The organism is Bacillus sp. UMB0893 (genome assembly GCF_002858905.1).
Lineage (GTDB): Bacteria > Bacillota > Bacilli > Bacillales > Bacillaceae > Bacillus_P.
This window is the reverse complement of sequence record NZ_PKLB01000015.1, coordinates 1-13,298: the sequence shown is the minus strand read 5'-3', so window position 1 is coordinate 13,298 and position 13,298 is coordinate 1. Positions and strand designations below refer to the sequence as shown.

Genomic DNA, 13,298 nt, shown 5'->3' with positions numbered 1-13,298 from the left:
ACCCCAAAAAACCATCTCTTGAACTTATCCCTTGAACCCATCTCTTGAACTTATCTCTTACTCTCTCACTCACTTGAACTCTCTCTCTTCTCTCCTCTCCTCCTCCCTCTCTCCACTCTCTCTCTCTTACTCTACTCTCCACTCTCACTCACTCTCACTACTCACCACCACCCACCCCACACACACTACTTACATTTAATTCGGGTAAGTGGATTATTTATCTAAGGTCCTGCTAAATGGTCACGGAATAACGCTTCATCGTGCCGTGACCATTTAGCAGGACCGGCGCCCCCTGGGGCGTAGATTAATTGTGTTTTGGGGTGGGTGGTGGTGAACATATCAGAATACATAGCCTGATACATACCAAAACACATACTTTACATATTCCAATCTTAACATACTGGAAACATATAACAAGGGACTAATTCCCTATATTTACCTTATTTTAGAAACAGATGTTCTTATGAATATTAAGGGATCGTCCCCCCAGAAAGATCCAGATTTTTCCCCCGATCTAAGAAAGGCAGCAAGCTAATAACAGAGGAAGGACTGCCAAAGAAAGGGAACCCACCCACCACCTGATCTATAAATGTATTTGAATTGAACCCATTTTTTTGACGACCTTTTTTGTCCATGAACGGAACCACCTTCGACTTTTTAACAAGGGTTAAAGTTGTCACTGAAGCTCGTCCTTTCCCTTCCACTCTTTTTATAATAATTCCAATTTGAACAAGATGCTCAATGACCTTTTTAAAGGTTGAATATGGGATATTTTTCTCTTCGTCTGAAGACGATTTGATTGCTTGAGCAATCGTTCTTTGTCCAGCAGAAACCTCACCATCTTGAGATTTTAGATAGCGTATAACATCTTTTTTCCACTCATCAAAATGGCTGTATGTACGTTCTTCTCTTGGTTTTGCTTCCTCCCATGTTTGATAGGTAAATGCCATTCCAGAAAGCTCACGTATCCAAAATGAAGACGGTCCTCCTGGCGATCCTTTCTTGAAGGCACTTTTCACTTTTCGTTTTACATCAATCTGATTCATGGCTGGCTCGTTTAGTCCATTCCATTCTTGCAAGCGTGCTTCCGTTTCTAATTCACTGTAGCCTGATGCTTTAAAAGCCAAAGCAAGCGTATAGCATGTATTGTCTCTCTGACCCCTAGAAACACCTTCTAACAGCCTTTTTATTGCTGCATGACCTAATAGACCGCCTGAACCAATACAAACGGACTTGCGTTCTTTTAAAAGCTCTTCTTTGCGTTCTTCATGGTAGATTGCTAGCCAATCGCATAAAACATCAAATGATACCCTGTTATCACTTTGATATAGTGTGTTGGCCGCCGTTGGCATACGAAACCACCGTTCAGCTCCCACGGCTTGAATATCACCACTCAAAACCTCCGCAATAGCCAATTGTACATGTTTATAAAGCTCTGTGACCTTCGGAAAGGCACGTTTTGGGCTATTGTAATACCAATAAACATGAAAGCCCCCTGAAGGCGTAGAGACCACCATAGAAGGCGCTGGAAGACCAGCTTCCGATACAAGATCCAGCACATCAGGAAGAATCATAGATTCGTTTTGACCGTTTTTCACATCAATATCAATAACCATTGCATTTAACCAGCGTAAAGCCCCTGCATGTCGCTGATCGTTGCGAAAGAATGTATTTGGCGTGAAATAGGTATACGCTTCTGCAGCTCCAAATAAAGAATGAAATGTACGTACAGCTTTTGGTTTTTCATTAAATTTATTACAAACAAAAACCCATCCTAAATGACTGTTATAGCCGGTTTTCTGCTTTTCTAATTGTCTCTTAGGTGTTTCTGTTAGTTGATCCCCAAAAAGGTCTCTATAAGCGTTCACAAGGCTTCTCCTTCCAAAACAAAAAGACCGCCACAAGCTAATGCCCGTGCCGGTCTAGAAAAATTGCTTTGAAAAAGAAAAATGCCGAATTTTGCAGAGAAATTCCGAATTATTATCAATTCTAAATGACTTGCAAAAATAATATACATGCGATATTATAAGGGTACATATCTTTATGTATATTAACCATGATGTTTCCAGCAACATGGTTTAACATTATCATTATCAAAGCTAGCGTTTCCTTGGACGGGATGGGGCTAGCGAGGCTTTACAAAAGAGCGTTGTTTCCAGCAACGTTCTTTTATTTTGCCGTTTTGTTCTTATATATTTTTATTAAAATTCTATTTTATGTAAACGATCTACGAATCTATGAAGTAATTTACCTAGTAAATTTTAGAAACTATCTACACTATACAGAAATCTTTTTGAATTGTCTAGCTGTTGTTATATGCCATAGCATACAGTTTTCTTTTTGCTCTATTCGCTAAAAAAATGCGGATAGAGCTTTTTTTGTATTTCTAACATGCGCACAATATGCGCCTAAAATACAACTAATTGAAATACAAAAATTACTCTAAAACGTAAAATAATACATAGAATGTGCGCACAATGTATGTTAAAGTATTGCTAAAATATTAAATTGGATGTATAATATAAGTAAGAAATCCAAAAATTACTAAAAATAAGGAGTGAAAAATTTACAATGACAATTTTCAAAGCTGGTGCTGATGCAGGGAATAATGGGTTAAAACTTTGGGTGAAGGATGTTGCTCCTATTGCAATACCAACGATATATTCACTTTATATGGGCGAAACAACAGAACTCATGGACATGGAAGACATTCCAGCTGAAGAATTGATTAATAATATTGATTTGACTATTGATTCAAAAGCTTTATCTTTTAACGGCCAACGCTATGTGATCGGTGAAAAAGTTTTAAATGATAATCTTCGGGCTGTTGAATTAGAAAAAAAATCAGATAAGTCAAAAGATGAAATTCCTGTTATTGTTACTCTTGCCGGACTTGCTATTGATGCAATGAAAAAGCAATATGACAAAGACAACATTAAAGTAACTTATGATCTTTCTGTTGCATTGCCCGTTAGCACGATTACTCAAGCCAATGCAAAAGCAAACTCTGAACGATTCATGGGTACTCACGAAGTGACATTTCATCATCCATCCGGTAGAAATGTAAAAGTCACAATCAAAATTGAATATTGCAAATGCTTACCAGAAGGCGCAGCTGCTGCATGGGGTGTTGTATTCGATGAAACTGGAAAGACAATAGAACGAAAAATAGAAGTTGCCGACAAAATTATGAAGGTAGACTTCCAAAACAAAACTTTGCTTCACTTTGATATTGGAGCTGGAACAACAGAAATCGTTGTAACCGAAGGGATTAAATTCAATCCAAAGCTATCAGAAGGATTAAATTATGGAGTCAAACAAACAATCCTTGAAATTATAAAGCGCTGGAACCGAAAACATCCTCGTAAATCAATTGACAGCATGGCTGAATTTAATGAGATCTATTTTGATACAGAACATCCACGTCACAATGATTTAAAACAAGAATCTCAAACAGGGATGCTGCAGCTAGCACAACAAATCAGCAGCGCAATCATTGATAAGATTGACGACTTAAAAGACGATCCATATGTATTTATCTATGGCGGCGGTGCAGCTGTGTTGAAGGATTACCTTCAAAAAATCCTTGATACAAAAGGACGAACTACAAATGTTACCTTTTTGTCTGAACCTATGTTTGTCAATGCGCGCGGCTTACTAGTTTATACTTGCTCTCCGCGTTATGAGCAGCAAAAAGAAACGGAATTAGGTGTTGCAGCAAATGGCACGAAATCGTAATAAGGATTATTCACAAGGGGATCGCATTAATATCTATTTAAGTCGGGATGTACCACCTGAATTTATTGAATGGATCAATAAGCAATCAGATTTATCAAGTTTTTTCCTCTTTGCAGCTCAAAAGCTCTATCAGCAAACCGGTTTTATTGATGTCTCTGAAATCATGCCAAGAAAGATAAACTTTGATCTTTCTTCAGTTGATAAGTCACCGGTCCTAGCTCCAAAAACAGAAGAAATAATTCATCAACCTGAACAAAGTGTTGATTTATCACTAAATAAGGATGAATCGCTTTCTGAAGGAATAGATGAAACAGAAGAAGAAAAGAAACAGGAATCATGGGCCAACCTTGATAAATTCGATGATGATCCGTTCGCTTAAAGACTTTCCACCTATTAATAGGTGGACTTTTTTTTGCTTCAGCAACAAAACTAGACAAAGCTCGATGAAGGACATTGTTTTTATACACCGAATCTCTAACATAGGAGCATTACCTATATGGAAACCTCACCGAATCTCTTCGCATACCTTCAGAAATGGCATTTTCTTTTACTTCTTTGTTTGGTCACATACGTTGAAACCTATCTTGAAAGGGTGAACGGAAACATGAATGAAACTGAAAACCAACGTTCAGACAAGCTTGATGAAGACCTAGAAGAACTGCGCTTAACCGTAAAAGAAGTTGCTAAACACATTAATGAAAGTCCTGGCGTTATTAGGAATTGGATGCGTGAATTAAAAACGCATATTCCTACAATACAAGGCGAAAATGGTTATCATTATTTTGATAGACCGGCATTGGAAAGGCTGCTTCTAATTAGAAAATTAAGTCGGGATCAGAATTATTCAATTAAACAAATTGAATATCACTTTGCTTCCGGCGGCAAAGATATCAAACCTGAACCAACACCTGAAGCGTCTGAAGTAATACTAAAGGATTTAAAAGACATTAAGGAACAGCTCGATCTTCAGAGGGAATTTAACGAAGTTCTCGTTCAGCAACTAAAAAAACAGCAGATGCACATGGAAAATCAGCAAAAATATATAACTGACTCTCTTAATAAACGGGATGAACAGCTAATGCTAGCTTTTCGGGAATCGCAACAGGCACGCCAAGAAACAGCAGCTGCCAGTCAAGAAACACCTGACACAAAGCAAAAGAAGGGGTTTTTTTCACGCTTTTTCTCTATTGATACCTAAAGTTACATTATCAGTTATGATACAGTTTAAAGAAAAGGGAAGGGAAGAAAATTAATGACTACGGCAGTAAAAAGCGAACAAAAACCAAAAAAACGAAACCCTCACCATACTCAAAATCGGCTTTATCACAAATATTTGAATCAGTCAGTTGTTATTCATATGTTAACGGGCTTAAAGGTCAAAGGAAAGCTTCTTGAATACGATCATTACTGCATCGCGGTATTAATTCAGGAAGATGAAATACTCATCTTTAAACATGCTATTGCTTTAATTCGTCCAAATAATCCTGAACGTGAAAATACATTAAATGATAATGAATAGCTAATATTCGTGAACAATAGAAAAGCTTCAAAATGGCCAAAAAACATTCGTCTTTTTGTGCCTTTTTGAAGCCCCTGCCATATATCATTTATGCCCTCGCCATGGTTGCTACCAGGACTCTTTAATCAAATATGCTGTTAAGTTTTTTCATTTCAAGGTACCTATACCCTTGTTCCAATTCAAATTTCTTCTTCGTAAATATCACTTCTGCTAGTGCTTCGATATTGGGTGTTTTTGCCCATCCCCCCGAAAAGGTGGAATAAGGAGCACTTCACTGAAAGATTAGGGAAGTACTCCTTAAATATTGCTTACTCTGTATCTGATATTACGTTTAATTGGGCTAATTCTTGAATGATTGCATCCATGTCAACAGACTCTTGTTGTATATCAAACTCGTATCTTCCATAGAAGTTAATATGTTGCCATGCTACTGGAGAGATTTGTTTCCGCTTTAATGGAATAAGGATCACAGAAGTGATCAATACATGTTATTTCTTTTGCTTGATTATAAAAGTTATTATTAACAATTGATTAAACATTGTAAATGTAAAAAGCCTCTCTCAATTAAGAGAAGGACCTTTTGAAACTACCATTTCATTAACTTTCCTCCACCCTCACACCTTGTATCATTTCCCCCTTCACACAAAGCTAATAAATAATAATAACCAGAGGTTGGAACTGGCCAAATTCCATAGTTGTCGCCTTCCCTTACAGCAACCTTTTCCGGTGAAACTCGTTTACCTGCTGCATTATAGATTGAAAAACCTACTTGCATAATTCCTGGTTTATCATTATCCCAAGAATAATAAATGGATTCATTAGCATAAAAGTAAACTTGGCTTGTTTTAACAAAAGTTTTTTGTCCATAAAACATACGTACTGACCTACATCTAACGTCGTCACTTCCACAAGAGTAATATGCTTTTGCAGAATCAATTCCAGTAGTGAAAACCATAGAAAAAACCAGTATAGCTAAACCAATATAACCTAAATTCTTCTTCATATCCAATTAAACCCTCCATTGCAAAAAATTTCTAATCTAAATATTCTATTAAAAAATATAAACTCCTTCATCTATTTGTAATTTATCTACATGAAAATATTATTCCTGGGTAAAATACTAACAATTATTTTATTAAGGAGCTGATTTAAATGGGCATTAAACAATGGTTTGTTCTAATTATTTTTTTAATAACAATTTCAACTTCTTCATTATCAAATAGTGCTGAAGCAGGTAATGATAATGTAATTACACAGGGTAAAAGCTATAAACAGGTTGATGGTATAACCGAGAAAGAGGCAATTAACCGATTTAAAAAGTTATATAATCATGATCCAAATATCAGTAACTTAGCTCAACAAATTCCCTTTAAAGTTACGCATACCTACGGTTATCTCGAAAAAAATAATTCACAAGCTTTGGAACTTGACTTTTTAAATGAACATTCAAAAGCTCAATTTAAAATAATGGTTTATCCTATAGAAAAAAAGATACCATTAAGTAAAGCTGAAAAACATGGAACTATGAGTGATGGAACCAATTACACATATAGACAAATTGATAAATATCGTATTTTTAGGTTTGAAACAAAAAACTATGCATATATATTGTCTTCTAACAATAATGAGCAAAGTGAAGAAAGCTTAATACAAGTTTTTGAAAAAATAGCAGCAAAAATAAAAACTCCTGTTGAATAGTAGGAGTTCTTGTTCTTCCCATAAGACATTGAACAGCCGATATGGACTGAAAATTGCTGTCGATGGAATACCTGGGCAAAAACACCCATATTCAATCCATTTTATTTTTTTAGGATGATCAGGAATAAAAAGAGCAGTAAAATAGGCTCTTCTTAAAATGTTGGCAATCTCATAATACCAATCACCGACTAATCGTCTTTCGTCTTCATAGATTACGAATCAAGCCATAATCCCTTTAGCTAAATCTTCATCTCGGCGTATATAAGCTTCCACTGGAAAATGATATACCCTATGTCCGTCAGCTTCATTATCTGCAACTGATTGACCTAAAAAATAGGGAATCGATAACTTGTACAATCCTGAATTAATGATTGAATGGATTGGTGTTTCTACTGTCTTATTAAACATACATATCTCCCCTTCCTAATATAGGCTTCATTTTAAAACTTCTCCCTTTTCAATTCTATCCAAGACTTGTCTGGTTATCGGATCATATGTGAATAAAAACCTAGTATAAAACGCTTCTGCATCACTGATAGCTGAATACTTGTCAAAATCGAATCTAGTTAAAATGGAACCTTCTTTTTGTCTGTCTTTGCGTATCAGTTCTTTATAGAATCGGTCTGTTGTATATATTTGTTTGAACTTTATAAGGAACTCAATCATGTTAAAGTCTGAAGACATAATTTCTTCATACGTTAACGTATGGTACTTTTTAAAAATAGGATGGCTCGCCAACCTGAAAGCGCATCGCAAACAAAGGCAGTCCTTCTGTTGCTTTAGCTTTATGTACTGCCCCGGATAATCATCTCTTTGAAGTAAATCAATCTGACACACTGAACATGGCCGATGGGTTCGTGCTTTTGATTTTTTCAAACGGTTCACAATCCATACAGAAGAAGGATATAAGAATGTAAAATAATCAGTCATAGATCTTTACCCTGGCTTTTGTTTTGCTTCATAATCTTTGTGTTAATGATGGTATAAATCCCCCAAATAACTTGAAACAAGTAATAAGGAACTAATAAAAAGCCAATAATGATTGAAAAACCGAGCTTAATCCCTTTCCCGATCAACCAAACGATTAATTCAAAAAATCCATCCACTCTCAATCTTCTTATTTCATCTACAATTATATCGGTGTCCGTCCTCGTGTTCATTTGACTTTTTTTCCACATGCTCAAAAAATACCATCCTGCTGGAAAGGAACTATAGACATATAACTCAAAAAGAGGCTTAGGGAAGGTGTTTTTCATAATAAAAAAAACAATTCCGCAAAAAATCAGCGGTAACAAACTATTCATTACTTGGTCCAATCGATCTCGGTTCATTGTTTTCATTCCTTCCCTTCACCTCTGTACTCTTCTAGCCGTTCCCTCAATACATCGTTACCAAATGTATTTTCAAACTCACGTAGGGCATTCTGAAGCCGTTTCTCGGCGATTAACTTTCTTGCATCGGTATTTGATAATTTACCAATAAGCTGCTCCACTACATCACGCATGAGCGCTGTTCGGGTAATCCCTTTTGAGTGTATTTCCTTCACATATCCATCCAGCTTACGAAATGCTTCTGCTGCCATTCCGATCCGCATTGGTTCTGGTTCCTCCGGTTTATCCAACAAAAGTGCATGATCATGACTAGGTGTATATTCTTCTAAAATATATATTTCAATAGCTGCATTACGATCGCGAAACGGAACAAATTGTTCAAGTACTTCCCTTGTACCTTTCTCAAAGTAAAAACTTGAATGACGTATCTCTCGCTTTTTTGGAAGCGAATTATTCTGTTTCTGCAATTTATTTATTAGCTGATTCATGATGTGGCGCATTAAAGAAGAACGATTCGCTTTGTATCCGGCTTCTCGAACGTTTTTTACCAATTCGTTCAGACGATCATTGGTATTTTCATCAAAGAGAAACGGTTCGGGTTTCAAACCTTTTTTTTCGCCTTCATTGATGATCTTCAAGTCACTCGGTAATTGATATTCATTCAATACATAGTTCCGCAAAATCTTGGACCGCACGGATGAATCCACAATGGATTTATAGGTTTCCGCCTGTCCGGGGAACAATGAGAAAGATACTCGCTTCATAAAAGCAGCTCCTACATGTAAAGTTTTTCCTCTGGAAAGTCATAGCCGCTTGAAATCCCGTAACGTCGAAAATGTATAGCATTTAGGGCTAACTGAAACCATTCATCATCAAGCGCACTAATGATATCAAGCGGACTGACTGTCTCATTATCATTAAACAAATGAACAGCTAACTTCGCTAAAATTCTGTTACCGCTGCTGAAATCCTCTTCATTAAACATATCATCTGAAGAAAACATACCTTCTTTTGTATTGAAGTAGCGGTTCATTTTACGGTGCAATTCTTCATTACCAGCCATGATATACACCACTGATAAATACTCTTTATTATTACGGTAATACTCCGCCATTCCTAATCTCAACTCTTGAAACTTTGTTTCATGCTCTTGATTTAAAAATTGTATCTTCATGTTTGTTACCTCCGTTTTTTTAGGTTCATGTCATTGATTTAAAATATATCATTTGGACACTAAATATAATCAAAACAAGCTCCGGGGATCAGCCGGAGCAATAAGTAACATACAATACTCAAGCACAAGAGTATTATATCTTCATTATACCCGACTTTACGCTGGTTTAAAAGGAACATTACCCCTTTTTACTCACCTTTTTTCGGCGCTCGGTCCGAATAATCATTGGACGTTTTTTATCGTTTTTAATGTTCTCTAAATACTTTACCAAATAGTTTTCAGTGATCCTTGTCGGCACATATCCTAATCGCTGGCGAATAATATTTTCAACAACAAACATTTTTTTAGATAAGTACATGTAATCGTTGCCTGTCTCGTTTTCAAACTCTTTAAACTCATTTGTATTTTCCTGTTCGCCAGCTCGATGAAAAACGTGCATATGATGATACATATCGCTACGTTCTTTTCTAATGGACTTTAGCAGATACAAAAGCTCAAAAGTTGAAAAAATCATTAATTCAGGAGTCGTTTTATCAATATAGTGGTCTGCTGCAAACTCCCGAACACGCACATCCAACCGTTCACTGTTCTCTTTGACACTGATTGCATCTAGTTGCATTTCGCAAAAATCACAATAATACTGATGCTGGTTCATCTTTTCTACGTTGCTGCCACAGTAAGGACAAGTTTTCATTACGATCGTCTCCTTTGAACATATATTATCTGGTTCCCCCAAAGGGTTTCCCCCATGGGGGGAACATTTCTACTTCCTTCTCTTTATGAACAGAAGGATCAGCCATGACATAAACGCAAGTACAATCAAGCAATCTAAAATACTTTGCCATATGGAGCCAAATGGATAATCTCTAATAAACATGTATACCAGGACAAAAATGAAGAAAAGCCATTTACCATCTCGATTCATAAATCGTTGGAAGTGTTATATAATAAAGTAGGAAGGAAAGACAAGCTGTCTTTCCCTCCCGGCTCATTTTCGCTTACTTACGCTTTCGAGGGCGGGGTTTTTTGCGATTTTGAGCCTTTTTGTTTTTGGACCGTAAAGCTTTGATGTCAAGCCACGTCTTGATGATTGTGAGAAGCGAAGCGACAATTCCTAACGCAGTCAAAATGACTCTCAATTCGGTCTCCATTAACACTTCCTGTTCACCTCCTTTCATACTTATATTATATCATTTAGACACTAAATTTTCAATTGATAAATGGTACTTTTTACTATTTCTTGTGTTTCAAACAAGTAGCTGTATCGGATAATCTCCCCTTCAATTTTGAATGTCCATGCATAGGATTCTTCGCTTTTTATGTCTGTGAAAAACTCTGCTATTTCTTGTTGTTCTACAGGTAATTTATGAAATTCCTTTTCAAGATTTTTAATGGCTTTTTTCACTTGATTCATACGGTTTTCCTCCTTTTATTTTCCCTTTTGAAGCCGAAGCGCTGATGTTCCCCAAAGGGGGATTATTTTTCCCCTTTTGCAAGGAGAACGAAAAACACGCATAGGCAATCGGTCAAGGGATTAGCACAAAAAGTTTTTTATGTTGCGCAGCGCTTTTAATAAAAAAGTTTTTTGCCCCTTGATCGATTGACTAGCCGTCTTAGTTTCCTGCCGGAAAGGTTCGGGTACCTACCGGCTGGAAACTTAGTCGGCTTGCGCTGTTTTACGATTCGGAAGCAAAAGGGAAAAATAACAATAAAAGAGCAGCCTTTACGGCTGCTTTCCTTTTGATCTTTTATTCTTTTGACCTTCAGATTTTCGGCTCGTTCGGTATGGCGGCTTGCCGCAAATGGAACAGGAACCTACGGCATGTAGGCGCTAGCCGTACAGACCGTGGTTATCGGGCCATTTAATGCCGAAGCGACACGTATGGAATGACAGAAAGGCGTTCTTCCTTTCTGATCAGTCCGTAGTGCCGCCGCCCCAAAAAGATTTATAATTGTTCAACCAAATCTCTCTCTTTACTTGTTTCTCTCTCCAAGAAAAAATTTGCAATATCCGCTGTAGTAATATTTAAGACATTAAAAACTGCTGCATACTTAATGTCTGTAATCCCTCCGCTTCCCCCTTCAATTCGATGAATGGTACTTGGGGAAACGTCTGCTGCTTCAGCTAATTGCTTTTGGGTTAAACCGGCATTCATACGGTAAAAGAATACTAATTTTGCGTATTCTTGAGATAAAAAATTGCCGGCTGGTTTAAATGAAGGATTTCTCTTGGCTATGTCATGACCTAATTTTAATAGGTTTGCCATGTCCATCACTCCTATAAAGGATTTTTATTCTCTAAAAAATTGCTCGTATTTCTGTCGGTTACTTCGCAAATTCATTAAAACCTGATACGTCAATTCTTTAAATTCGTCGGTTGGATCAACAGGTGATCTTGGGTCTTTCTCAAAAGGGAAAACAAAGCAGTAAAAAAGTTTTCCTTCGTGATACGCTGGAAAAAACGTTGCTCTGAAATACCAGTTAAAAGGTTCCAAGCTGATACGTAATTCATAAATAGGCTGTTTGTGTAAATATCCCACGTACGCCAAACGATGTTCATAGACTATTCCGTCCACACTAATATTAAATGACTCATATAATGGATTTCCCGCGGTTGGAAGTTGTTCCTTTTTAACATACGCTAAAAGTTCCCAAGCTTGCATAATGAATTGATATTTAACTCTGGACGGATGATCGTCTGTTTCTTCTAAATACAGAAGAAAATCCGTTAAATGCTCAACACCATACTCATCAGGTAAAGAAATGATATTTGCAATAGCTATTTCCATATATACTATCATATATGCAACAAATTGTGAAAAAATTTCTCGCATATATGACTACTACCCCCTTTATTTGTATGTAAACAAGTTCTTATCTTTGATAATAACAAAATAAAAACCGAAAATATGGGTTTTCAAGATTTTTTTGGTAACAAAAAAAGCGTTGCTTCAGCAAAAGCTTTTTTCCTTCTTCGAATTTGCTTTCAAAGGGTTTTATTAGGTTGCGACAGCAACTTGAAACAGGCTCGATGCCTGTTTTATTCAAGAAAAAAACGGATGTTTTTTTCCTCCATTCGTGAAGCTTCACCAGCTGCTGATCCTGCAGCTGATGAAAACTCCTTTCAAAGGGGTATTTCCCCTTTGTTTTATTACTTAAATATATCCTTTTTCCTTCAAGCTGACATGTTTTCCAGTATGGGTTACGATGACATGGTCTAGAACTTCAATACCCAAAATCTTGCCAGCTTCTACAACACGGCTAGTTACTTGGCAATCTTCTCTCGATTCAAGTGGCGACCCACTCGGATGGTTATGTGCCAAAATAATCGAAGCCGCATTGTTTAATATTGCGCATTTCATGATTTCTCTAGGGTGTGCAATACTCGCATTTAAGCTTCCCGTATGTGCTCGATGAAGTCCAATAACTTCATTTTTTGTATTGAGCATCATCACAAGAAATACCTCTCTGTCCTCGTCTGCAATGTATGAAGCCGCAAGTTTCTGGGCGTCCATTGGTGATGCGATTCGATAACTGGCAAATGGTGCTGATACTTCTCTAATTTCCTGTTTGATTCGTACAACTTCAAAAATCGCTTCTAATTTCATTTTTACAATCTCCTTTGTGCTTGTGATTTTGAATGTTACTTTTTCTCTCTATTTTCATCTTTAATGTTTCTGTCTTTCCTCCTTTTTCTTTTATCTTGGGTTTTCCCTTTTGAAGCCGAAGCGCTGATGTTCCCCAAAGGGGGATTATTTTTCCCCTTTTGCAAGGAGAACGAAAAACACGCATAGGCAATCGGTCAAGGGATTAGCACAAAAAGTTTTTTATGTTGCGC

The 13,298-nt window shown here is 36.8% G+C and carries 18 protein-coding genes; 5 read left to right on the top strand and 13 right to left on the bottom strand.

All coding sequences use genetic code 11. The annotated features are described in order from the left end of the window. Positions 1-470: 470 nt before the first annotated feature. Entirely contained in the window at positions 471-1,868 is a 1,398-nt protein-coding gene (locus CYJ36_RS22545; protein WP_070874368.1) for a primase C-terminal domain-containing protein, read from the bottom strand. A gap of 703 nt (positions 1,869-2,571) precedes the next feature. Between CYJ36_RS22545 and CYJ36_RS22540 the strand changes: the two genes are divergently transcribed. The 4 genes from CYJ36_RS22540 (at position 2,572) to CYJ36_RS22525 (ending at position 5,257) form a co-directional block, all read left to right on the top strand. Continuing rightward, positions 2,572-3,738 (top strand): ParM/StbA family protein, encoded by a 1,167-nt coding sequence (locus CYJ36_RS22540; protein WP_070874369.1) that lies wholly within the window; start codon positions 2,572-2,574, stop codon positions 3,736-3,738. Next, positions 3,722-4,117: a hypothetical protein gene (locus CYJ36_RS22535; protein WP_070874370.1), complete on the top strand. Its 396-nt coding sequence runs from the start codon at positions 3,722-3,724 to the stop codon at positions 4,115-4,117. The genes CYJ36_RS22540 and CYJ36_RS22535 overlap by 17 nt, the downstream gene beginning before the upstream one ends. Positions 4,118-4,342: 225 nt before the next feature. Further along, positions 4,343-4,936 carry a helix-turn-helix domain-containing protein gene (locus CYJ36_RS22530; protein ID WP_070874381.1) on the top strand — a complete coding sequence of 198 codons (594 nt, stop codon included), beginning with the start codon at positions 4,343-4,345 and terminating at the stop codon, positions 4,934-4,936. A gap of 54 nt (positions 4,937-4,990) precedes the next feature. Next, the gene (locus tag CYJ36_RS22525) at positions 4,991-5,257 is read left to right on the top strand and encodes an RNA chaperone Hfq (RefSeq protein WP_070874371.1); all 267 of its coding nucleotides are present in this window, start codon (positions 4,991-4,993) and stop codon (positions 5,255-5,257) included. A 308-nt stretch (positions 5,258-5,565) separates the two neighbouring features. Here CYJ36_RS22525 and CYJ36_RS24195 read toward each other — a convergent pair whose 3' ends face one another. Both CYJ36_RS24195 and CYJ36_RS22520 read right to left on the bottom strand, forming a co-directional pair. Further along, positions 5,566-5,739: a transposase gene (locus CYJ36_RS24195; RefSeq protein ID WP_219621152.1), complete on the bottom strand. Its 174-nt coding sequence runs from the start codon at positions 5,737-5,739 to the stop codon at positions 5,566-5,568. 104 nt (positions 5,740-5,843) lie between these two features. Then, complete coding sequence (locus CYJ36_RS22520; RefSeq protein ID WP_070874372.1) at positions 5,844-6,266, bottom strand: hypothetical protein; 423 nt, start codon at positions 6,264-6,266, stop codon at positions 5,844-5,846. Positions 6,267-6,409: 143 nt separating this feature from the next. On the opposite strand from CYJ36_RS22520, the gene CYJ36_RS22515 reads away from it, so the two are divergent. After that, the gene (locus tag CYJ36_RS22515) at positions 6,410-6,955 is read left to right on the top strand and encodes a hypothetical protein (RefSeq protein ID WP_070874373.1); all 546 of its coding nucleotides are present in this window, start codon (positions 6,410-6,412) and stop codon (positions 6,953-6,955) included. Between the two features lie 219 nt (positions 6,956-7,174). Here the strand turns inward: CYJ36_RS22515 and CYJ36_RS22510 are convergent, their stop codons facing one another. The 10 genes from CYJ36_RS22510 to CYJ36_RS22460 all read right to left on the bottom strand — a co-directional run bounded on the left by CYJ36_RS22510 (position 7,175) and on the right by CYJ36_RS22460 (position 13,068). Continuing rightward, positions 7,175-7,363 carry a hypothetical protein gene (locus tag CYJ36_RS22510; protein ID WP_070874374.1) on the bottom strand — a complete coding sequence of 63 codons (189 nt, stop codon included), beginning with the start codon at positions 7,361-7,363 and terminating at the stop codon, positions 7,175-7,177. Between the two features lie 27 nt (positions 7,364-7,390). After that, complete coding sequence (locus CYJ36_RS22505) at positions 7,391-7,885, bottom strand: hypothetical protein (protein WP_070874375.1); 495 nt, start codon at positions 7,883-7,885, stop codon at positions 7,391-7,393. Continuing rightward, positions 7,882-8,115: a hypothetical protein gene (locus CYJ36_RS23445; RefSeq protein WP_219621151.1), complete on the bottom strand. Its 234-nt coding sequence runs from the start codon at positions 8,113-8,115 to the stop codon at positions 7,882-7,884. Before CYJ36_RS23445 ends, CYJ36_RS22505 begins: the two co-directional genes overlap by 4 nt. A 176-nt stretch (positions 8,116-8,291) precedes the next feature. Beyond that, on the bottom strand, positions 8,292-9,050 hold the full coding sequence (locus CYJ36_RS22495; RefSeq protein WP_070874377.1) for a hypothetical protein: 759 nt from the start codon (positions 9,048-9,050) through the stop codon (positions 8,292-8,294). Positions 9,051-9,061: 11 nt separating this feature from the next. After that, positions 9,062-9,460, bottom strand: coding sequence for a DUF6075 family protein (locus CYJ36_RS22490; RefSeq protein WP_070874378.1), 399 nt, complete (start codon positions 9,458-9,460; stop codon positions 9,062-9,064). A gap of 178 nt (positions 9,461-9,638) precedes the next feature. Beyond that, the gene (locus CYJ36_RS22485) at positions 9,639-10,154 is read right to left on the bottom strand and encodes a hypothetical protein (RefSeq protein WP_070874379.1); all 516 of its coding nucleotides are present in this window, start codon (positions 10,152-10,154) and stop codon (positions 9,639-9,641) included. 507 nt (positions 10,155-10,661) lie between these two features. After that, positions 10,662-10,874, bottom strand: coding sequence for a hypothetical protein (locus tag CYJ36_RS22480; RefSeq protein WP_070874380.1), 213 nt, complete (start codon positions 10,872-10,874; stop codon positions 10,662-10,664). Between the two features lie 532 nt (positions 10,875-11,406). Continuing rightward, positions 11,407-11,727, bottom strand: a complete 321-nt coding sequence (locus CYJ36_RS22475; protein WP_070877096.1) for a helix-turn-helix domain-containing protein — start codon at positions 11,725-11,727, stop codon at positions 11,407-11,409. A 24-nt stretch (positions 11,728-11,751) separates the two neighbouring features. Then, positions 11,752-12,294, bottom strand: coding sequence for a hypothetical protein (locus CYJ36_RS22470; RefSeq protein WP_070877095.1), 543 nt, complete (start codon positions 12,292-12,294; stop codon positions 11,752-11,754). A 321-nt stretch (positions 12,295-12,615) separates the two neighbouring features. After that, a complete protein-coding gene (locus CYJ36_RS22460; RefSeq protein WP_070875889.1) occupies positions 12,616-13,068 on the bottom strand; it encodes a JAB domain-containing protein in 453 nt (150 codons plus the stop codon). Positions 13,069-13,298: the final 230 nt, after the last annotated feature.

Excerpts from the sequence above, each read along its gene's own strand:
- CYJ36_RS22505 (WP_070874375.1), bottom strand. The coding sequence starts at position 7,885 with ATGACTGATTATTTTACATTCTTATATCCTTCTTCTGTATGGATTGTG.
- CYJ36_RS22530 (WP_070874381.1), top strand. The coding sequence starts at position 4,343 with ATGAATGAAACTGAAAACCAACGTTCAGACAAGCTTGATGAAGACCTA.
- CYJ36_RS22470 (WP_070877095.1), bottom strand. The coding sequence starts at position 12,294 with ATGCGAGAAATTTTTTCACAATTTGTTGCATATATGATAGTATATATG.
- CYJ36_RS22535 (WP_070874370.1), top strand. The coding sequence starts at position 3,722 with ATGGCACGAAATCGTAATAAGGATTATTCACAAGGGGATCGCATTAAT.
- CYJ36_RS22525 (WP_070874371.1), top strand. The coding sequence starts at position 4,991 with ATGACTACGGCAGTAAAAAGCGAACAAAAACCAAAAAAACGAAACCCT.
- CYJ36_RS22480 (WP_070874380.1), bottom strand. The coding sequence starts at position 10,874 with ATGAATCAAGTGAAAAAAGCCATTAAAAATCTTGAAAAGGAATTTCAT.
- CYJ36_RS22460 (WP_070875889.1), bottom strand. The coding sequence starts at position 13,068 with ATGAAATTAGAAGCGATTTTTGAAGTTGTACGAATCAAACAGGAAATT.
- CYJ36_RS23445 (WP_219621151.1), bottom strand. The coding sequence starts at position 8,115 with ATGAACACGAGGACGGACACCGATATAATTGTAGATGAAATAAGAAGA.
- CYJ36_RS22510 (WP_070874374.1), bottom strand. The coding sequence starts at position 7,363 with ATGTTTAATAAGACAGTAGAAACACCAATCCATTCAATCATTAATTCA.
- CYJ36_RS22495 (WP_070874377.1), bottom strand. The coding sequence starts at position 9,050 with ATGAAGCGAGTATCTTTCTCATTGTTCCCCGGACAGGCGGAAACCTAT.
- CYJ36_RS22485 (WP_070874379.1), bottom strand. The coding sequence starts at position 10,154 with ATGAAAACTTGTCCTTACTGTGGCAGCAACGTAGAAAAGATGAACCAG.
- CYJ36_RS22490 (WP_070874378.1), bottom strand. The coding sequence starts at position 9,460 with ATGAAGATACAATTTTTAAATCAAGAGCATGAAACAAAGTTTCAAGAG.
- CYJ36_RS22540 (WP_070874369.1), top strand. The coding sequence starts at position 2,572 with ATGACAATTTTCAAAGCTGGTGCTGATGCAGGGAATAATGGGTTAAAA.
- CYJ36_RS22515 (WP_070874373.1), top strand. The coding sequence starts at position 6,410 with ATGGGCATTAAACAATGGTTTGTTCTAATTATTTTTTTAATAACAATT.
- CYJ36_RS22475 (WP_070877096.1), bottom strand. The coding sequence starts at position 11,727 with ATGGCAAACCTATTAAAATTAGGTCATGACATAGCCAAGAGAAATCCT.